The sequence below is a fragment of the Marinoscillum sp. 108 genome, assembly GCF_902506655.1.
Lineage (GTDB): Bacteria > Bacteroidota > Bacteroidia > Cytophagales > Cyclobacteriaceae > Marinoscillum > Marinoscillum luteum.
Map to the genome: position 1 here is coordinate 363,370 of NZ_LR734808.1, position 17,716 is coordinate 381,085.

Sequence of the window (17,716 nt, forward strand, 5' to 3'; positions counted from 1 at the left end):
ATGACTGATGCGGATATTTTTCTACCTTCGATGTGCCTAAAATAATGATTCGCCTATGACCAGATTACTAGGGTCTGTATGTCTGCTGTATGTACTTTCCGTAGCAGCCAACGCCCAATTTCTCAATACCGACCAGAAAGATGTCGAGAAGATTAAGAACTCCACACTGCTGCTCGTGCTGGAGGAGCCCGATCCCAAAATAGTATCCAAGCTCAGTAAGAAGTATCCCAAAGCACTGGAGGATTATCAAAACCAAATAGCGGGGCGCAATTTTGCCCTCAGATATGCGTTGGAGAACTTTTGGGATTTGACCGAGAAGGTAGAGTTTCACCCGGAGTCCACAGCCTTCGACCTCATAGAGAAAAATCCCGATCAATACCTGCTAATCAGTTTTGGTCAGTACCTGGAGTATGAGCGAATAGGACTGGTGAGTGGCTCCGATGGCGACCCGGCCGGGTGGCGCACTTCCTCCACTGGAGAACTGACCTATAATCACACCTCAAAATATACGGTGCTATCCAGGGAAATTACCACGCTGGAGATTTCTGATACCAAACCGCTGGTCAGTGTGTTTCTTCCTTCTGTTTATCCTTCATTGTCGGGTGCGGTCTATGGTGTACAGCAGATCCAGTACCTCCTGAGGTACCTGGCCGCTGATGGTGAAAACAAGATGAGCAAAATGCCCAAACAGATAGAGGCGAATAACCCGAAGCTGAAGGATAAGATTCTCCTCATCGATCAGAATGACGTGGACCCGAAGGTAACCGCTGAAGAGCTCGCTGAGGTATATCCATATCCTGTGCAGCTAGTCGATCCATCTGTGATCCGTGAGGCTATTTTGGCCAGGGATGCCAGCTATGCCTATCTACAGATCGTGAGTACACCGGGTGAGCGCGGGAGCATTGACACGCATGTTATCGCAGATGCCTCCGATGGAAAGATCTACTACTACGTGACACCCGGACTGGGAGTGGGGAGCTACAGTGCGCTCATCACAGATTACAGAACCCGCATCAAAGAGCGACATTTCAAAAGTTACGCAGTAGATTGAATTCAGCTAGTTGAGGCACGCCTGGGTATGCGCCACACGGTCGTTCCAGTGCGCATAGCGCTGGTCGTAGTAGCTGATCAAGCTTCGATAGGTCTTGGATGACAGTTCAGCAGGCTTTGCCACTTCGGTGAGCCGGATGACATCATCAATGTTTTTCAGGAGTTCATGCAGATAAGCCTCTTCGTGCGCTGGCAACTGATTTTTGATGCTAAAGATCTCCAGGGCCAGGTCATTGATGGAGAGTCCTTTTTGTACGTAATCATCACCAGGGGCCAGGTTCCAGAAGTTGCCGGTGATAATAGAGGGGAGAAAGGCCGGCCACTCATCCGCAGGAGCTGACTCGTCCTGCATCAGGTAGTTGTTGAGCGAAAAAAACAGGTAGCTGTCTGCATCTGTGAGCAGGTAAATAGACCGGGGACAGTTCATGAGGGCAAGCCACTCGTCTATAGTCAGGAGCGCATCTGCACTCAGTGACTGATCGATCACCAGTGTTTCTATTTCCCCTTGTTCATTGTAGGCCGTGAGGAAAGGTGCTACGTGGTAGCCCCAGGTGGTATTTTCAGAAATTCCCAACGGGTCGGTCATATTGAAGAGCTCATCCGAGGAGAGGGAATACCTGGCAGGTGCGAAATTCCAGATTTTACCAGCAGTCACCTGATGTTTTTTCAGGAGCAGGGAGATGTAATGCGCCCGGTCTTCACACGATCCATTGATGTATCGGTATTCTATGTTTTCAGCAATCACAAGGTCCAGAAGTTCCTCCCTTTCGGCAAAAGAAATGGGAGTAAGCTCTGGGGTAGGTGGTTTGGCACCGAGCAGGAGTTCGTAGTCTTCAGGACTGATGAGCGGAGCATGAACAGAAGGGATCATGCGAAACGGAAAGAAGGTGTAAAACTTGTGGTCATGAGGATTAGCTTGATGACTGCAAAGCTACGCTTTCCTGAGACCGAATCCTCCTTTTATTTTTATGAGGTGATGATCATAAAGGGCTTATTCTTTGAGCCGCTTTTCAAAGCAGACACTATTGGCTATACCGGCATATTGGCCATAGTTGGGAATGATCTGGTAGCCGCTTTTTTCATAAAGAGAAATGGCCTCAGGCTGTTTATAGCCGGTTTCCAATACACAGCGATCAAAGCCCAGTTCGGCAGCCCACTGCTCCAGCTCATTGAGGATCTGAAACGCCATTTTCTTTCCACGGTGTTGCGGCTTCACAAACATGCGCTTCACTTCCATGGTTTTCGGGTCCAGTTGTTTGATGGCGCCACACCCACATGGCTGATCATCCAGATAAGCCACCACGGCATATTTGATCTGATCTATTTGATTGAACTGATGGTAAAACGCATGGTCCCGTCCGTCTCTGACGGCCAGGTCGGCATCCAGCTGGCTGACAAGTTCTATGAAATCAGCATGTTGGGCGTTGGTGCGAAAAAGTGTGGTCATGACTTGGCGACTCTTGGTTGGATTGAGGGTTCAAAAAAAAATTTTTTAGTTCATCATAAAGTGATCACAAGTTTGGTGATCAAATCTCAGGCCAGTAAACCTGATAAAAGTGAAAAGGCAAGAAGATTTTGAGTTTTTCTTTTTTTAGAAATGATGAAATGTTTTGGTTTAATTACTCGCTTTTTTATGAGCAGGGTTGGTGTCTACTTCCAGATGTTTCAGAATCCAGATCATCAGCTCCTGTTCGTCCACGATGGACATGGAGTGTGGATGTCTTTCACCATTGCTGCGCACTCCCTTACCCACAGTCATCATGAGCTCAGCCCGGGTGTTGCCCAAGAGCATCAGCTGGTTGATCATCTCAGAGGCTGGAGCTATATTCATGTCATAGAAACTCCTTCTGCGGTTTTTTAGTTGCCATTGAATGTCTGCATCGTGGTATAGTCTGATAGGAAATGATTTGAGAACTTCTGCTTCTCCACCTAGTTTGGCCCCTTTGGTGAAGGGGCTCAGTTCCTGATATCGGACAGGTACCTCTGTGGGAGTTCCGCCCAGTTCGCGCTCCATGAGGGCCTTGATCACATATGCTTCACTTACTCCGGCCTCTGAGTATTGCTTTTCCAGCTCACGCTCCATATAGCTGTAGATTTCTTTCAGGTCTACAGGCGAGTCCACTGCAAAGACTGCTTTAGGTTTGATGGGGTAGCTTTCAGGGTATTTCAGACAGTATTGGGTGTATTTCAATGCAATGGTGCCGCCCGCTGAGAATCCGCCCATCACCACCTTATTAGGCGCTATGTTGTAGTCACTCAATGTAGCGATGATGGCTTCATTCAGTAGCTTCACCACCTGGCCGTCGGCATACATCTTGCGTCCGCAGGGTACCACTATGGTGGTGATTCCATACAGATAGGCCAACTTTTCAAATTCAGTTTCCTGAAGAAGTTGATCGGCAGTTTGTGCGAAACCCGGAATAAAAACAATCAGTCCTTTGGCCGTGCCGGGAGGGGTGATTAGGGTATACCCCAGGGGACTGTTTTGAAGCGTGGAATGCAGCGGAGATTGTGCGAATGTAGCATACCAAAGGAGGGACAACCCAATGGATAATCTGAATTTCATTTAGTTAATCGGCTAGTTAACGGAGAATTTGATTCTTCTAAGTAACTTGAAACCGATGGAAATTGAAAATATTTGGGTGATTGCTTTGATGATTGTGGTGATTCCGCTGTTTTTTTGGATGCGGGTATCTTCTATCAATAAGCGCAAAAAGGGGGTGACAGTGCGCTGCCCACACTGTGAGAAGGATCAGCGGCTGGAGAAACTGCGCAATTATGTTTGTGAGAAGTGTGACACTCCGGTAGCTTTTTTCGATGAGCAGGGAGACCCCCTCAAAGAGATTACCTATTACGAATGCATGGCTTGCCAGGAGAAAAACTTTATGGGGATACTCACCTGTACGGCGTGTGGTATGGCCAATAAGGCGGGTATCCCCAAGTGATCATTCTGACCTCAATGCATTGACTGGATTTTCAGAGGTGTTTCTCCATACCTGTGCGAGGATGGTAGCCCCAGATAACAGTACTACAATGAGTATGGCAGGTCCCAGGTTGAAAATGCTGATAGGGGAATGCACAGCCATTTGGTTGATCCAGAGCCCGTTGGCGAAGACCGCTACAGGCACCATGACGAGTGCTGTGGAGGCCAGCATTACCATGAAACCACCTGTCATAGCCAGGGTGATCTGCCCAAAACTGGCACCCAATACCTTTCTGATTCCGATTTCCTTCGTTCTGGTTTTCAGGTGAAAACTTACCATGCCCAGGAAACCCAATGCTGTAATGGCTATGGCTATCAAGGAGATGAAGGTGAGAATTCCGCCAAGGTCATAAAAGAACTGGTAAAAAAGGTCTGTTTCTTCGTTGAGGAATCCCCCTTGGAAGGTTCTGGACTGGTCATACTGATTCCATTTTTGCTCCATCCCCTTGCCAAAAGCGCCGGGATCATTTACCCCTATTTTGAAGTAAGCAAACTGATAATCCCCGGGTTTGATTCGGAGGGCCAGAGGTTCTATCGATTTCATCAGCGGTTCCCAGTGGTAGTCCCTGACCACCCCGACGATTTTCACCCTTGTGTCATTTTCGATATAAACCAGCTCACCCACCGCAGCAGCCGGGGATTCAAAACCCAAACGCTTCGTAGCCAGCTCATTCACTACTATGAACTTTTCCTGCTCCTGATTAGCAGCCCTTGGGAAATCCGTACCTGCGATCAGCTCAAGGCCCATGACACTCACATACCTTTCCTCCACAGAGAAGTGATAAATAGTGATGAATTCGTCCGCTTCATTGAGTTTCATATTGGCACCGTGCGATCTACCCACTGCGGGGTGATGTGAGGTGAAGGTGACGTTTTCAATCCCCGGGGTATTTGCAAATTCCGTTTCGATCACTTTGGGGTCATGTCCCTGTAGCCGAACAAAGTAGATGTGCTCATCGTCGAACCCAAAACTACTCCTGGTCAGGAAATTGGCCTGATCCCTGATCAGAAAGATGCTCACCAGCATGACTATGGAAAGACCAAACTGGACGCTCAATAGAATTTTTTTACCGGATATTTTGGAGATAAAACCACTCTTGATGGTATTGGAAAAGGCTCCGCTGCCCTTCAAAGACCGAATGGTGTCTAGTCTGGAGACGAAATACGATGGGCCTACGCCGGAAATAATCCCGAGAAGAAGGCTGAATAGGAGAAAGAAACCATAAGCGAACACGGTGTCTTCAAGGGTGATGCCTACCTGATTGAAGATCCACAGTGCATTGAACTGATCGATCAGGAACCAGTAGATACCAATGGCCACCACCAGAGATAGGGTGGAGATGAGTACCGATTCCACCAGAAATTGTATGATGATCTGTGCCTTGGAAGCTCCATTAGCCTTCCTGATACCAATCTCCCGGGTTCTGGTCAGCGATTTGGCAATGGAAAGGTTGGCGTAGTTGATGCTGGCTGTGATAATGACCACCAGCCCAAGGAGTCCGAAGAATAATAGCACGATTTTAGGCAGGGTAAAGGAAATTTCGTTGCTGAGAAGCCTTCCAGGCACGATCTCCGAGATCGCCTGAAGTTCAAATTCATAGCCGGGGTGATCCTCCTTAATTTCCATTTTTTCAGAAGTGATCTGGTTGATCAGGGCCTGAGCTTCTGCTTTGGAGGTTTTCTCATTGAGCACGATGTAGTTATAATTCATCCAGATAGTTTCCCATTCCTTATACTCATTGGTCATATGGTTCTCTTTGACCAGCAGTGGGATGGTGGAGAAGCTTGCCAGCAGTTTGAACTTGATATGACTCTTGGGTAATTCCTCAGTCAATATTCCGGTCACTTTATATCTGCCCATGCCTTCCATGATCACTTCTTCACCCAGGGCACTTTTCTGTGGGAAAAGTAGATTGGCCATCTGAGTGGTTAGTACCATGGAGTAGGGTTCATTCAGGGCGGTGAGTGGATCTCCTTCTTTAAGATCAAATCCAAATACCTTGAAGAAGTTGTGATCAGCAAATAACGAGCGACCGTCAAATTCTGACTCAGGATTGATCACTTTGTGCGCTGAGCGTATTTCGCCGTGCAGCCCATGATTGAGGTTGGTGTAAGTGTCAGCAATGGTATATCCACTACTCAGTGTCTCCCCGATGGGGAGCGGTGAGGTAGCATAGCCATTGGAGAAGATACCCCGTGCTCCTTTTTGGTAGGTGAGTACCCTATAGGTCCGGTCTCCATGCGGATGAACGGTATCGTAGGAGTAATGATCATAGACGAGCAAGATCAATAACAGACAGACGGACATGCTAAGCGAAAGACCCACCACATTGATCGCGGTGAAGGCCTTGTGTTTTTTGATGTTTCGCCAGCTAACGATTAAATAGTTTCTCCACATGGCGCTATTAATTACCGTCCTTGTTCATTTTTTGTACCAATCCAAAGTAGAGGAGGAAGCCCAGGCTGAGGCTGGTAGCCAATACACCGTAAGGGAGTGTGGAGGAGCTATCAAAAGGAATCATCTCGATGATCATGAGTCCCAACCCGCCAAAGAGAATGATCAGGCCCCATTTGAGCGCTGCATATTTATTCTCTACCTGTTTTCTCAAGAGCTCGCCGGCATCATCGCCTACCAGGCCTTTTTCTACCATTTTCTTTCGGAGAAAATACTCGGTGAGGGTTTTGATGATCAGAACTATACCTACTGAAAGTGTGCCGAGTACCGCTATGGGCATGAGCACTGATTGTAAATGATGATCCATGATTTTTTGTTTTTAAGATTTGGAAGGTTAGACATCAGATGATCAGGTAAATGTTGCAGGGTAGGGTAGATTTTTTTAAAAAGAAATAAATTAAGGATGGCTGCAACATCCGCGAACCCGATGTTGTCTAATGATACTTGAATGGAGGATAGAGCACTGGTGTTAGATGTCCTGAAGGGGGACCAATGGGCTTTCAGGCGGCTGATCGATAAGTATCAGCGGCTGGTGGTGCATATGGTGACTAGGCTGGTAGATGATGACCGGGACAGAGAGGAGCTCTGTCAGGATGTGTTTGTGAAGGTTTACGAAAGCCTGAGTGCCTTTAAGTTTGATGCCAAACTCTCCACATGGATAGCGACCATTGCCTATCGGATGGCGGTGAATCACCTGCGGAAGCGCAACCGAAAAGTGGAAGAGCAAGACCTGGAGACGGTTCATTTCAGCGTAGGGCATGAGGATCTTTCGGTAGAAACGGCAGACTATGCTACATTTATCCATTCATTGATTGCTCAGATGCCTTTGAACTATCGGACAGTGCTCACGCTTTATTACCTGGAGGGATTTAGTTATCCTGAAATTGTACAGGTGACGGAAATGCCGGAAGGCACGGTGAAAAACTACCTGTTCAGAGCTAAGCAGAAGCTAAAAACACTGTCGGAGCCATATATAGGGAAAGAAATACATGACTTATGAGACAAGATGAAATAGATCAAAAACTTGAAGAGGCCTTGAAAAGACCTTTGGAGGTTTCCATGCCAGCGGGCTTTTCTGATCGTGTACTTACCAAAATTCATCAAAGAGAAGCAGCTATGGACAGCAGCATGAAATGGGTCTATGGCCTGGCTATGTCTGGCTTCCTGCTTTCCGGACTGATATGCCTGGTCATTTTTGCAGACAAAGATTCGCTTGCACTCCTGCCTGAGATGGGTTTGTGGGGACTATTGATCGGTGTGATGGTGATGGTCTTTCAGTGGCTCGATCACAAACTTGTCAGGAAAAAAACGCAGCTGATTTAGCCAAACTTTTTGGTGTAGTCTTCCACTGCTTTTTTGACAATGTCGACCGCTGTATCCCGGTCCTGAAAATCCTCGATGACCACCGTCTTCTTCTCCAGCTTCTTGTAGTCTTCAAAGAAGTTTCTGAGCTCTTTCACAAAGTGAGGAGGCAAGTCACCAATATCGTTCATGTGGTTGACGCTCATGTCTCCCTGTGCCACGGCAATAATCTTGTCATCCTTCTCACCCTGATCCAACATTTGCATTACCCCGATCACCTTGGCAGGTACGATGCATAGTGGGTCTATGACGATCTGTGAAAGTACGAGGATATCCAGTGGGTCACCATCATCGCAGTAGGTACGCGGGATGAAACCGTAGTTGGCAGGGTAGTACATAGAAGAGTAAATCACCCGGTCCAGAATAAGAAGCCCGGAGTCCTTATCCAATTCATATTTGGCCCGGCTGCCTTGCGGAATTTCGATGATTCCATTTACCACCTCAGGAGATTCTTTTCCTATTCGTACGTTATGCCACGGGTTCATCATGATGCTCGTATTTTAATTGAGGCCACAAAATAGTCAGGTGCTTTCAGTCTTCCAAGGGGTTCTCTTCTAATTCTTTCTTCGTAGCCTCATAGCCGATTTGGTAGACCTCATTGGCGGCACTGCTGTCCAGTATGGTGTACTTAAAAAGTTCTTTAGGCTCTATCAGTAAATCACATTCTCTCAGGCTGTTATGAGCAGTGGCATTCACGCTTAGTTGAAACACCCGGGCAGCAATGGCCGATAATGACTTCAACTCTTCAATTTCATTGACAGGGCTGATATTGATCCCAATGATTTTCTCACATTTGTTCAGAATGGGCTTTACAGGAAAGTTATCAAAGGTGCCCCCGTCTATGTATTGATAACCATTCATTTTGATAGGGCTGAAGAGGATCGGATACAGGCCGAAGCAGCCACTACCTTGCATAGATTTCCCTTGCTGAAGTACTCTACCTTTCCAGTGTTCAGATTGGTAGCCGCAAAAAAGGCGGGCTTTGACAGCTCACTGACGTCCTCACACGGGATGTTTTCTTTGATCTCACTCACCAGCCCGTCCAGCGAAAGCAGTCCATTGATCGGGAACCCGAACTTGGAATACTCCAGCACCCCTTTTTCTTTGAGGAGCTCGAAAATATCTTCAGGTGCCATACCATGGGCATAGAAGGCTCCTGCAATGGCGCCCGCGCTTACTCCTGAGATCACATCGGGATAGATTTTGGCTTCATGCAATGCCTGCAGCGCTCCCAAATGTGCAAAACCACGGGCACCGCCACCACTCAGCACCAATCCAATGTTATATTTTTTATCTTGTGGCATAGTTAATTTCCTGAATGCAATATGAAAATCTTTAGCGCAATTATTGGTGTCCTTTGTGTCTTTTTTGCCAATGGGCAGGTGCAGCCGGAGGAGGTAGAAATCATGCGTGATGCCTATGGAGTGCCTCACATCTATGCGCCTACGGACCCTGGAGTAGCCTACGGGCTGGCATGGGCACATGCTGAGGATGATTTTCAGACCATTCAGCTGACCATGCTGGCCGGGAAACAGATGCTCGGTCTGCACCTGGGGAAGCAGGGAGCAGCGGCCGATTATGTGGTGGCCCTGCTGGGATGCAGGCAAGTGGTGGACACTCAATGGGAGACTTTGTCGCCTGCCTATGTAGCCCTCATTACCGCCTATACCGATGGGCTCAATGCCTATGCAGCGAGGTATCCAGAGAAGGTACTGGTGGAAGGGTCTTTTCCCATCACTGTGAAGGAAGTACTCTCAGCTTATGTACTCTCTCTGGCGGTGATCTCTGGGGCTGATCAGGTGATTGGAAACCTTGTCAAAGGGAATGTGGCGGAGGCTCCTGACCTCTCCGGAAAAGGGTCCAATGCTTTTGCCTTTGCCCGAAAGAAAACGGCCGATGATTATGTCTATCTCAACATCAATTCACACCAACCTTTGGAAGGGCCTACCAGCTGGTATGAGGCTCACCTGGTGAGTGATGAAGGTTGGAATGCGCTGGGCGGACTGTTCCCCGGAGGGGCCACGATTTTTCATGGGACCAATGAAAATTTGGGATGGGCACATACCGTCAACTATCCCGACAAGATTGATGTGTTTCAGCTGGAGATGGATTCTGAAAATGGATTAAAGTATAGGTTTGATGATGAATGGAAAACCCTTGATTCAGAAGAGATTAAATTATCAATCAGAATAATATTTGGCATTAAAATCAAGGTAAAAAAGCTCGTTTTCAGGAGTGTTTACGGACCAGTCGTGAAAAATGAGCAAGGTTTCTTTGCCTTTAATCTGGGTGCGCTTCATGACTTGCGGGCGCCGGAGCAGTGGTACCGGATGAACAAAGCCACCGACTTGAAATCGTTCAAATCGGCATTGGAGATGGTGGCTATTCCGGGATTTAACATTGTCTATGCCGACCGGGATGATAACATCTTTTACCTCGGCAATGCCAAAATCCCACGACGGGATCCTCAGTTCGATTGGTCCAAAACCCTGCCTGGAAATACCAGTAAAACCCTGTCTGGTGAGTTTCATCCACTAGAGGATTTACCTCAGGTTTTGAATCCGGAATCGGGCTATGTTTTTAACACCAACAACTCAGCATTCAGTTGCACGGCAATAGAGGACAACCCCAACCCGGAGGACTACGATCCCACCATGGGTTACCGGGAGTTTGAGAACAACCGGAGCACCCGGTTCAGAGAGTTGATGGATCAATATGATGTACTGAGTTGGGAGGATTTCCTGGCTGTAAAATATGATGACACTTTACCCCAGCAGCTGGCTTATCCGGCCGATCTGAGTGCCCTGTTTGAGCTGGATAGTATGAAGCACCGAAAGTATGCCGAGCTCATAAAGATCCTCCATGAGTGGGACCGATCGGCGCACTTCAATAACCTTGGAGCAGCGCAATTCATGATTCTGTATCGGCACTTAGTAGACAAGTATCGATCGAAGTATACCGGGGTTCCATATCCGCTATCGGAAGCCGAAGCCTGGGAAGCGGTGGCTTACACACATGCCTATCTGAAGAAACATTTCAAAAGGCTGGACATCCGCTTGGGTGATTATCAATTGCTGGTGAGGGGGCCGTACGAAATGCCAGTGAACGGGATCATGGATGTGATCACGGCCATGGATGCTGTGCCCTACAGGGATGGTCGCGTCCGCGCATCGCAGGGCGAATCATTGATCATGCTGGTGCGGTATCCCGAAGAGGGATTACCCATCATAGAAACCATCAATGTATATGGTGCCAGCAATCAACCCGATAGTCCACACTATGCAGATCAGATGCTGAAGTTTGTGAAACAACAGCGAAAGCCAATGACACTGGATATAGAGGAGGTAAGGAAAACAGCCACCTCCGTCTATCATCCCCGATGATCAGGCAATTTTCCTGACAGCCTGCTGAATTTCAGCTACCTGGGCCACGCCTGTTTTGCGCCAGAGGATTTTACCATTCTTAAAAAGGATAAGCGTGGGAATGCTGCGTATCCCGTATTTATGTGCAGCTTTGTTGTTTTTGTCTACATCTACCTTGATGATGTTGACTGCTCCACCCAGGTTTGATTTCACCTCATTGAGGATGGGGGGCATAAGTTTGCACGGCCCACACCAGTCGGCGTAAAAGTCTACCAGGGTGGGGGTGTTTCGGTTGATTAACTCGTGGAAATTTGACATATCAGCAGGTAAACAGACAATCGACTAATTTGGTTGCCTGCTTTTATAAAATTTCCCAGTAAAGTATGTACGATGCGGTACTCCCTTCTTCTTTGAGTGCCATGCTGGTACTGAAACTCCCTTCGGTATCTGATCCTATTTTCATGGTGAAGGTGCCGAGAAAATCGTTGGCACTGAGAAAATCAAAGTCCCATAACTCCACTACCATGGGTTCCTCCGGGCTTTCATTCTCGATGGTCACATTGACGTCAAATGTTTCGGAAGTATCGATGCCTCTATAGAGCCCAGAATCAGGCCATATTTTTTCGCCTTTGTACTTAAGGAAAACTTCGTCCTCGTCTATTTCATCATTGACGATGCATTGAAGTTTGGTGAGTAGGATCTTGGTCATGACTATCTTTAAGAACGGTTCTACCGATCAAAATAGTCATATTTCATGATTTTTTATCAAAAGGAAGTGATTACTTGGTGGTTTTACCATCGAGCATCTCTGTGAAAACATGATCCACAGGTTCCCAAAGCTCCAGCTTGTTGCCATCCAGGTCCATGATGTGTACGAATTTGCCATATTCAAACTCCTCTATCTCATCACAAATGGTGACTCCCGCGGCTTTAAGTTTGACAAGGAGGCCTTCGAGATTCTGCACTCTGTAGTTGATCATAAACTCTTTGGGGGAAGGCTGAAAGTAGGTGGTGTCATTGGTGAAGGGACTCCACTGGAGGTAATTGATTTCATCTGGATTATTGGTGTTCCTAAATTCGAAGGAAGATCCATACTGATCAGTGACCAAGCCCAGGTTTTGTCGGTACCAGTCTTTGGTGGCATTGGGGTCTGAGGTTTTGAAAAATATACCACCTATGCCGGTTACTTTGGGCTCTTTTTCCATGTTCGTTTTGGTTTTGATGAGACCCAAAGAAGGACAAAATATTAATCCCTTTCAAGCGTGAGTAGACAAATCACCCAAAAGTATGACTAAAACTCACCCGATTTGATTTCGGTGGCAGGATTGACCGCCTTGAGGTACTCATATACCCAGCAGTCAAGAGGACCGGAGGGGGTTTCTATGGTGCGCATGCGGCGCTCATAGTCCGGATCCAGCAGCACCAAAGGCAGCGCATTTTCATAGCGATCCAGCACGTGGAGCATTTCCTCAGCATTTTCTAGTTTAAAGATTTCACCTTTGACTTTCTGACCGCATTCAGGGTCATACACCACCCCGGGATACACGTTTACACGGAACATCTTGCCCGGATAGAATCCATTGGTGATTAATTCTGCTTTTATTTCTGGTGTTTCTGTCTTTCTGTTTCCGTGAAAACGGGTCTTTAGAAATCCGTATGCAAATAGGTATGTGGTCATTTACGTTGTTGACATTCTTCTAACATCTTGCGCGCTTGCTCTGCTGCTTCCAGCGCCCTGTAGGCTTCCATTTTTGCCACTTCGGCTTGTTCGATGGCTTGTTGGCGCGCTTCCTTTGCCATCATTGCGTTCTGTTCTGCGCTCTCTCTTGCGTTGAGGCACTCCGCTTCTAAACCACTGGTTTTGATGCGACTGAGTACAGCCAGTGTCACAATGATGAGAACGTATATAAAGTGGATTCCGTACTTTTTCATTTTTTTCCTTTACATGCTTCCAGTTCATCCTTGATCTTCTGGGCGCTATATAAAGCTTTGATCTTTTCAGTTGCCAGATCCTCTGAAATTTTGGCTTGTTTCACTGCATCTGCTTGAGCCACTTCTACCTTCGATAGAGCTTCTTCTGCTGTTTGCACGGACTTTTGCGCCTCACTGGCTTTGATATTTGCGAAGACCACAAAGAAGGCAATGATGACGATGTAAATACCGTGCATTAAAATTTTTTTCATGGCTAAGTGATTTTTATTATATCAATAATACAAAAAAATGAGATATACTGCTTGGTCTGTGCTTATTAATTAATCCCTATCCTCTTTAATTTTTGGAGAATCCTTTTACCTGATCTGTATATATTTGGAGCTTATCACGATTTAAAAAATTTTATAACACACATTTTCGGATAATGTTGAAGAAAGTAGCGATTGGAGTGGATATAGGGGGCACACTCACCAAACTTGGTATTGTGGACAGAGAAGGTAATCTGTATGCCCACATGGATTTTTCTACTACTATGCATAAGGGCTTTGGTGACTACCTGGATGAATTGAAGAAGCAAATTGAGGGCCTGCGTAGCCAGATAGATTTTGAGCACGAAGTGATGGGAATAGGAGTGGGTGCTCCCAATGCCAACTATTACCGCGGGACGATAGAGCATGCGGCCAATCTGCTCTGGAAAGGAATTGTACCTTTCACAGATGAACTCAAGACTCGATATGATCTGCCTATCTATATTACCAATGATGCCAACGCTGCGGCTATTGGAGAAATGATCTATGGCAATGCGGCTGACATGAAGGATTTTATGGTCATCACGCTGGGTACCGGCCTGGGAAGTGGGATCGTGAGCAATGGTCAACTCATTTATGGGTATGATTCGCAGGCAGGTGAGCTTGGACATGTCAAGATAGTGGACAATGGGCGCCTGACCGGATTGGGAATCCGGGGCGGCCTGGAAGCTTATGTGTCCAGCACAGGGATCAAGCGAACGGTCTTCTACCTGCTCTCAGATATGATGGATGATAGTGTGTTGCGCGATTACTCATACAATGAGCTGCATGGAGAGATCATCACTAAAGCGGCCGAGGATGGCGACCCCATCGCTAAGGCTGCTTTTGAAATGACGGGTAAAATCCTCGGCGAACAACTGGCTAACTTTACGGCATTTTCACATCCGGAGGCATTTTTTCTACTAGGAGGTCTGGCTAAGGCTGGAAAATGGATTTTTGATCCCACCCGAAAGCACCTGGAAGAAAACCTGCTGCCCTTTTACAAAGGGAAGGTAAAGCTACTTCCATCAGGTATGATGAAAAAAAATGCGGCAGTCCTCGGAGCGGCTGCCTTGGTGTGGAACCACTTACAAGAGTAGACTCATCTACTTCGAAAAAATCAAAAGCCCGCGGCACCGATATCGGTGCCGCGGGCTTTTTTGAATCTTATATAAAAAGGAACGGGGTAGCTTTAATCGTATCTGAATACTTTGTCCAGCGTTTCCTGACTGTTGATGGTTACATTCAAATCTCTGAGTAGCCCATCTTTTAGACTATATACCCAGCCATGGATGTAAGGGAATTCGCCGGTTTTCCATTTTTCCTGGATGAAAGAGACTTTCGAAAGGTCATGAACCTGTTCCTGTACATTCACTTCCACAAACCGATCAAACCGCTTGTGGGTGTCTTCAATGGCATCCAGTTCTTTTTGGTGAAGTCTGTACACATCTTTGATGTGCAGTAGCCAGTTGTTGAGGTAGCCAAAGTCTTCATTGCTCATGGCAGCTTTCACACCTCCACACCCGTAGTGACCACACACAATGATGTGTTTTACTTTGAGCACCTCCACAGCATAATTGACCACACTGAGCAGATTTGAATCTGTGTGCACTACTACATTGGCAATGTTTCTGTGCACAAAAATGGAGCCAGGAAGGGTGTTGGTAATCTCCGTAGCGGGTACGCGACTATCTGAGCAGCCAATCCAAAGAAACTGAGGGTTTTGAGCTTCGGCCAGACTATCAAAAAAATTAGGGTTCAGCTTCAGGGTATTCCTTACCCAATTTTGATTTCCGGCTAACAGCTCTTTGTACAACTCTGACATCTTCTCTATAGGTTTTAGTTTTTACTCAACAAGTATATCCCGAAAATAATGGATTTATTACATTTAAAGCAAACTACCAATTTGGTTAAATTGTTGTAACCAGTATTATATCCGAAATTTAAATCGTTAGAGTCCAGGGATAGCGGAAGAGCATTTTTATCATCGCAGGAAAAATATTCAGAATTTTTCGGGAGTTTGGTATGGAATATGTCTTTGGGTAATCACTTTTCGTAAAACTTAATTATCATTGATTTAGCACGCTGTAGATTCGAACCATAAAGAAATTCTTTCGTTTTTGAAGAAGTCCGTTTTGCGGAGTAAGGTGTGAAAGTCAAATCGATTCAAAAATCTTAAATATATGAACAATCTTCTGTTGATTCTCTTGTTGGTATTGAGCCTTGGGTTTTCTGATGGTTCCGAACACCTGGTTCAGACTTCCTCTCAGGACCAATTGGTATCCGATTCTTTAAAGGTCTTGGAACCAAAACCGGAGCATTCCAGCGAGACTTTCGTCATTATCAACCTACTGAATCGATATCATTACCGGAAGGCCACATTGAATGATTCACTTTCTTCTGTGGTTTTCGACAACTACTTTGAATCACTCGATCCGAATAAATCCTATTTTCTTAAAGGGGATCTGGATTATTTCGAAAAGTACAGATACAGAATAGATAATGATCTGCCCGAAGGGAATCTTGATTTTGCCTATCAGGTATTTAGTATTTACCGTGAGCGATCACTGGACAGAATGGACTATGTGCACGAATTACTGAAAACGGAGCCTGATTTTGATCAAAAAGAGTACTTTGAAACAGATAGGGAGGCCCTTCCATGGCCAGAGAATAAGATAGAGCAGAATGAAGTGTGGGCAAAAATCATTAAAAGTCAGGCATTGAGTTATAAGCTGGCTGGCAAAGAGTGGAAGGATATTGCGGAAGCCCTGGGCAAAAGATACAAGCGAGTAGAGAAAGCACTGTATCAGTACAATAGTGAGGATGTGTATCAGGCATATATGAACGCCCTTACGAGTGCCTATGACCCACATACAGATTATTTCTCACCTATCGCCAAGGAGAATTTTCAGATAGACATGAGCCTTTCATTAGAGGGGATTGGTGCGCAACTCACCCAACAGCTTGATTATACCAAAATAGCCGACATTATACCCGGAGGCCCTGCATATAAGAGCCAGAGGCTTCAGAAGGATGATAAAATCATTGGAGTAGCGCAGGGAGATGATGCTGAGTTTGTGGATGTAGTAGGCTGGAGGCTGGATGAGGTGGTACAGAAAATCAGGGGACCTAAGGGATCAGTAGTGAGACTGCAGGTGATCAAACATAACAAAGACATCAATGGCCTGCCGGATACCATCAGGCTGGTCAGGGATAAAATCAAGTTGGAGAAATCAGCCGCAAAAGCGGAAATCATCCCCATCACCGAAGGAAATCAGACGTTTAGCCTGGGGGTTATCAATATCCCAAGTTTCTATCTGAATTTCGAAGAAATGAACAGCGGGGTGAAAGATTACCGCAGTACCACACGTGATGTCAAGAAATTGATTGACAGCCTGAATCAAAAGGGAGTTGACGGATTGATGATTGATCTAAGATACAATGGTGGAGGCTCATTGCAGGAAGCCATTGAGCTGACAGGTTTGTTCATCCCAAAGGGGCCAGTAGTTCAGGTACGCAACACAGACAACAGTGTTGATATTATGGAGGATGAAGACAATGGTAAGGTGTATTATGATGGGCCTTTGGCTGTTTTGACTAATCGATACAGTGCTTCGGCTTCTGAGATTTTCTCAGGTGCCATTCAGGATTACAAGAGAGGTATTATAGTAGGCGAGAATACGTTTGGCAAAGGCACTGTTCAGAATCTCATTGATATAGGACGCTATATGCGTCAATCAGATGTGGAACTGGGGCAGCTCAAAATGACCCTTGCCAAATTTTATAGAGTAACAGGCAGCAGTACGCAGAAGCTGGGGGTAGCACCCGATATTGCTTTTCCATCTCCATATGATGATGAGATTTTCGGAGAGAGTGGGCGCCCCAATGCACTTCCATGGGACGAGATTTCTTCTTCCAATTTTAAAATGACCAATCAGATTTCACCCAAATTAATCAGTAAGCTGGAGGCGCTTTATCAGAATCACTTAGAGGAGGATAAAGACCTGCAGGATTTGGTGAAGGAAATAGAAAGGGCCAAAGAACTGAGAAAACAGACTGCCGTGTCGCTCAACCTGGAGGAGCGCCGACTTTTGCAGCAGGAAGACGAAGAAATAGAAGATAACCTGTCTACTACGCTGGACCAGGGCGAGGTTTTCACAGATGAGAATGCCAAAAAACTTTCCGAAGACCCTTATTTGAAAGAGGGATTGCGACTTCTGGCCGAGCTTTCGAAAATAAAAGTAGGCTAGGTGCAACCTTTGAGAGTGGAGGGGCATCTGTTGAT

The 17,716-nt window shown here is 46.3% G+C and carries 22 protein-coding genes; 7 read left to right on the forward strand and 15 right to left on the reverse strand.

Translation table 11 applies throughout. The features are described from left to right. Positions 1–55: 55 nt before the first annotated feature. Positions 56–1,051, forward strand: a complete 996-nt coding sequence (locus tag GV030_RS01455; protein ID WP_159579087.1) for a hypothetical protein — start codon at positions 56–58, stop codon at positions 1,049–1,051. A 6-nt stretch (positions 1,052–1,057) separates the two neighbouring features. Here GV030_RS01455 and GV030_RS01460 read toward each other — a convergent pair whose 3' ends face one another. The 3 genes from GV030_RS01460 to GV030_RS01470 form a co-directional block, all read right to left on the reverse strand. Continuing rightward, positions 1,058–1,921, reverse strand: coding sequence for a protein-glutamine glutaminase family protein (locus tag GV030_RS01460; protein WP_159579089.1), 864 nt, complete (start codon positions 1,919–1,921; stop codon positions 1,058–1,060). 120 nt (positions 1,922–2,041) lie between these two features. Then, positions 2,042–2,497: a GNAT family N-acetyltransferase gene (locus tag GV030_RS01465; protein WP_159579091.1), complete on the reverse strand. Its 456-nt coding sequence runs from the start codon at positions 2,495–2,497 to the stop codon at positions 2,042–2,044. A 168-nt stretch (positions 2,498–2,665) separates the two neighbouring features. After that, a complete protein-coding gene (locus GV030_RS01470) occupies positions 2,666–3,616 on the reverse strand; it encodes a hypothetical protein (protein WP_159579093.1) in 951 nt (316 codons plus the stop codon). Between the two features lie 55 nt (positions 3,617–3,671). On the opposite strand from GV030_RS01470, the gene GV030_RS01475 reads away from it, so the two are divergent. Continuing rightward, entirely contained in the window at positions 3,672–3,995 is a 324-nt protein-coding gene (locus GV030_RS01475; protein WP_159579095.1) for a DUF2614 family zinc ribbon-containing protein, read from the forward strand. Here the strand turns inward: GV030_RS01475 and GV030_RS01480 are convergent, their stop codons facing one another. After that, positions 3,996–6,431, reverse strand: a complete 2,436-nt coding sequence (locus tag GV030_RS01480) for an ABC transporter permease (protein ID WP_159579097.1) — start codon at positions 6,429–6,431, stop codon at positions 3,996–3,998. A gap of 7 nt (positions 6,432–6,438) precedes the next feature. Continuing rightward, positions 6,439–6,795 carry a DUF6249 domain-containing protein gene (locus GV030_RS01485; RefSeq protein ID WP_159579099.1) on the reverse strand — a complete coding sequence of 119 codons (357 nt, stop codon included), beginning with the start codon at positions 6,793–6,795 and terminating at the stop codon, positions 6,439–6,441. A gap of 141 nt (positions 6,796–6,936) precedes the next feature. Here GV030_RS01485 and GV030_RS01490 point away from each other — a divergent pair, with 141 nt between their 5' ends. Together GV030_RS01490 and GV030_RS01495 are read left to right on the forward strand one after the other, a co-directional pair. Further along, a complete protein-coding gene (locus GV030_RS01490; RefSeq protein WP_159579101.1) occupies positions 6,937–7,488 on the forward strand; it encodes an RNA polymerase sigma factor in 552 nt (183 codons plus the stop codon). Continuing rightward, positions 7,485–7,811, forward strand: coding sequence for a hypothetical protein (locus GV030_RS01495; protein ID WP_159579103.1), 327 nt, complete (start codon positions 7,485–7,487; stop codon positions 7,809–7,811). Before GV030_RS01490 ends, GV030_RS01495 begins: the two co-directional genes overlap by 4 nt. On the opposite strand, the gene GV030_RS01500 is transcribed toward GV030_RS01495, so the two are convergent. Genes GV030_RS01500 through GV030_RS01510 form a run of 3 tightly spaced genes read right to left on the reverse strand, consistent with a single transcriptional unit; the run spans position 7,808 to position 9,154 of the window. Further along, on the reverse strand, positions 7,808–8,338 hold the full coding sequence (locus GV030_RS01500) for an inorganic diphosphatase (protein WP_185155802.1): 531 nt from the start codon (positions 8,336–8,338) through the stop codon (positions 7,808–7,810). The genes GV030_RS01495 and GV030_RS01500 overlap by 4 nt on opposite strands. 43 nt (positions 8,339–8,381) lie before the next feature. After that, positions 8,382–8,711, reverse strand: a complete 330-nt coding sequence (locus tag GV030_RS01505; RefSeq protein ID WP_159579105.1) for a patatin-like phospholipase family protein — start codon at positions 8,709–8,711, stop codon at positions 8,382–8,384. Then, a complete protein-coding gene (locus GV030_RS01510; protein ID WP_159579107.1) occupies positions 8,708–9,154 on the reverse strand; it encodes a patatin-like phospholipase family protein in 447 nt (148 codons plus the stop codon). Before GV030_RS01510 ends, GV030_RS01505 begins: the two co-directional genes overlap by 4 nt. Before the next feature lie 21 nt (positions 9,155–9,175). On the opposite strand from GV030_RS01510, the gene GV030_RS01515 reads away from it, so the two are divergent. After that, complete coding sequence (locus GV030_RS01515; RefSeq protein ID WP_159579109.1) at positions 9,176–11,233, forward strand: penicillin acylase family protein; 2,058 nt, start codon at positions 9,176–9,178, stop codon at positions 11,231–11,233. Here GV030_RS01515 and trxA read toward each other — a convergent pair whose 3' ends face one another. From trxA to GV030_RS01545, 6 genes are all read right to left on the reverse strand, one after another. Then, complete coding sequence (trxA, locus tag GV030_RS01520) at positions 11,234–11,530, reverse strand: thioredoxin (RefSeq protein ID WP_159579111.1); 297 nt, start codon at positions 11,528–11,530, stop codon at positions 11,234–11,236. A gap of 43 nt (positions 11,531–11,573) precedes the next feature. Next, a complete protein-coding gene (locus GV030_RS01525; protein WP_159579113.1) occupies positions 11,574–11,921 on the reverse strand; it encodes a hypothetical protein in 348 nt (115 codons plus the stop codon). Between the two features lie 70 nt (positions 11,922–11,991). Then, the gene (locus GV030_RS01530) at positions 11,992–12,417 is read right to left on the reverse strand and encodes a VOC family protein (protein WP_159579115.1); all 426 of its coding nucleotides are present in this window, start codon (positions 12,415–12,417) and stop codon (positions 11,992–11,994) included. A gap of 86 nt (positions 12,418–12,503) precedes the next feature. Beyond that, the gene (locus GV030_RS01535) at positions 12,504–12,890 is read right to left on the reverse strand and encodes a gamma-glutamylcyclotransferase (protein ID WP_159579117.1); all 387 of its coding nucleotides are present in this window, start codon (positions 12,888–12,890) and stop codon (positions 12,504–12,506) included. Then, complete coding sequence (locus GV030_RS01540; protein ID WP_159579119.1) at positions 12,887–13,144, reverse strand: hypothetical protein; 258 nt, start codon at positions 13,142–13,144, stop codon at positions 12,887–12,889. The genes GV030_RS01535 and GV030_RS01540 overlap by 4 nt, the downstream gene beginning before the upstream one ends. Beyond that, positions 13,141–13,395 carry a hypothetical protein gene (locus GV030_RS01545; protein ID WP_159579121.1) on the reverse strand — a complete coding sequence of 85 codons (255 nt, stop codon included), beginning with the start codon at positions 13,393–13,395 and terminating at the stop codon, positions 13,141–13,143. Before GV030_RS01545 ends, GV030_RS01540 begins: the two co-directional genes overlap by 4 nt. A gap of 173 nt (positions 13,396–13,568) precedes the next feature. Here GV030_RS01545 and GV030_RS01550 point away from each other — a divergent pair, with 173 nt between their 5' ends. Further along, positions 13,569–14,531 carry an ROK family protein gene (locus tag GV030_RS01550; protein ID WP_159579123.1) on the forward strand — a complete coding sequence of 321 codons (963 nt, stop codon included), beginning with the start codon at positions 13,569–13,571 and terminating at the stop codon, positions 14,529–14,531. A 92-nt stretch (positions 14,532–14,623) separates the two neighbouring features. On the opposite strand, the gene can is transcribed toward GV030_RS01550, so the two are convergent. After that, positions 14,624–15,256: a carbonate dehydratase gene (gene can, locus GV030_RS01555; protein WP_159579125.1), complete on the reverse strand. Its 633-nt coding sequence runs from the start codon at positions 15,254–15,256 to the stop codon at positions 14,624–14,626. 358 nt (positions 15,257–15,614) lie between these two features. Here can and GV030_RS01560 point away from each other — a divergent pair, with 358 nt between their 5' ends. Further along, complete coding sequence (locus GV030_RS01560; RefSeq protein ID WP_159579127.1) at positions 15,615–17,681, forward strand: carboxy terminal-processing peptidase; 2,067 nt, start codon at positions 15,615–15,617, stop codon at positions 17,679–17,681. Positions 17,682–17,716 lie beyond the last annotated feature (35 nt).

Bases quoted from the DNA above. Each gene is read 5' to 3' on its own strand.
- GV030_RS01455 (WP_159579087.1), top strand. From the start codon at position 56: ATGACCAGATTACTAGGGTCTGTATGTCTGCTGTATGTACTTTCCGTA.
- GV030_RS01460 (WP_159579089.1), bottom strand. From the start codon at position 1,921: ATGATCCCTTCTGTTCATGCTCCGCTCATCAGTCCTGAAGACTACGAA.
- GV030_RS01465 (WP_159579091.1), bottom strand. From the start codon at position 2,497: ATGACCACACTTTTTCGCACCAACGCCCAACATGCTGATTTCATAGAA.
- GV030_RS01470 (WP_159579093.1), bottom strand. From the start codon at position 3,616: ATGAAATTCAGATTATCCATTGGGTTGTCCCTCCTTTGGTATGCTACA.
- GV030_RS01475 (WP_159579095.1), top strand. From the start codon at position 3,672: ATGGAAATTGAAAATATTTGGGTGATTGCTTTGATGATTGTGGTGATT.
- GV030_RS01480 (WP_159579097.1), bottom strand. From the start codon at position 6,431: ATGTGGAGAAACTATTTAATCGTTAGCTGGCGAAACATCAAAAAACAC.
- GV030_RS01485 (WP_159579099.1), bottom strand. From the start codon at position 6,795: ATGGATCATCATTTACAATCAGTGCTCATGCCCATAGCGGTACTCGGC.
- GV030_RS01490 (WP_159579101.1), top strand. From the start codon at position 6,937: ATGGAGGATAGAGCACTGGTGTTAGATGTCCTGAAGGGGGACCAATGG.
- GV030_RS01495 (WP_159579103.1), top strand. From the start codon at position 7,485: ATGAGACAAGATGAAATAGATCAAAAACTTGAAGAGGCCTTGAAAAGA.
- GV030_RS01500 (WP_185155802.1), bottom strand. From the start codon at position 8,338: ATGATGAACCCGTGGCATAACGTACGAATAGGAAAAGAATCTCCTGAG.
- GV030_RS01505 (WP_159579105.1), bottom strand. From the start codon at position 8,711: ATGAATGGTTATCAATACATAGACGGGGGCACCTTTGATAACTTTCCT.
- GV030_RS01510 (WP_159579107.1), bottom strand. From the start codon at position 9,154: ATGCCACAAGATAAAAAATATAACATTGGATTGGTGCTGAGTGGTGGC.
- GV030_RS01515 (WP_159579109.1), top strand. From the start codon at position 9,176: ATGAAAATCTTTAGCGCAATTATTGGTGTCCTTTGTGTCTTTTTTGCC.
- trxA (WP_159579111.1), bottom strand. From the start codon at position 11,530: ATGTCAAATTTCCACGAGTTAATCAACCGAAACACCCCCACCCTGGTA.
- GV030_RS01525 (WP_159579113.1), bottom strand. From the start codon at position 11,921: ATGACCAAGATCCTACTCACCAAACTTCAATGCATCGTCAATGATGAA.
- GV030_RS01530 (WP_159579115.1), bottom strand. From the start codon at position 12,417: ATGGAAAAAGAGCCCAAAGTAACCGGCATAGGTGGTATATTTTTCAAA.
- GV030_RS01535 (WP_159579117.1), bottom strand. From the start codon at position 12,890: ATGACCACATACCTATTTGCATACGGATTTCTAAAGACCCGTTTTCAC.
- GV030_RS01540 (WP_159579119.1), bottom strand. From the start codon at position 13,144: ATGAAAAAGTACGGAATCCACTTTATATACGTTCTCATCATTGTGACA.
- GV030_RS01545 (WP_159579121.1), bottom strand. From the start codon at position 13,395: ATGAAAAAAATTTTAATGCACGGTATTTACATCGTCATCATTGCCTTC.
- GV030_RS01550 (WP_159579123.1), top strand. From the start codon at position 13,569: ATGTTGAAGAAAGTAGCGATTGGAGTGGATATAGGGGGCACACTCACC.
- can (WP_159579125.1), bottom strand. From the start codon at position 15,256: ATGTCAGAGTTGTACAAAGAGCTGTTAGCCGGAAATCAAAATTGGGTA.
- GV030_RS01560 (WP_159579127.1), top strand. From the start codon at position 15,615: ATGAACAATCTTCTGTTGATTCTCTTGTTGGTATTGAGCCTTGGGTTT.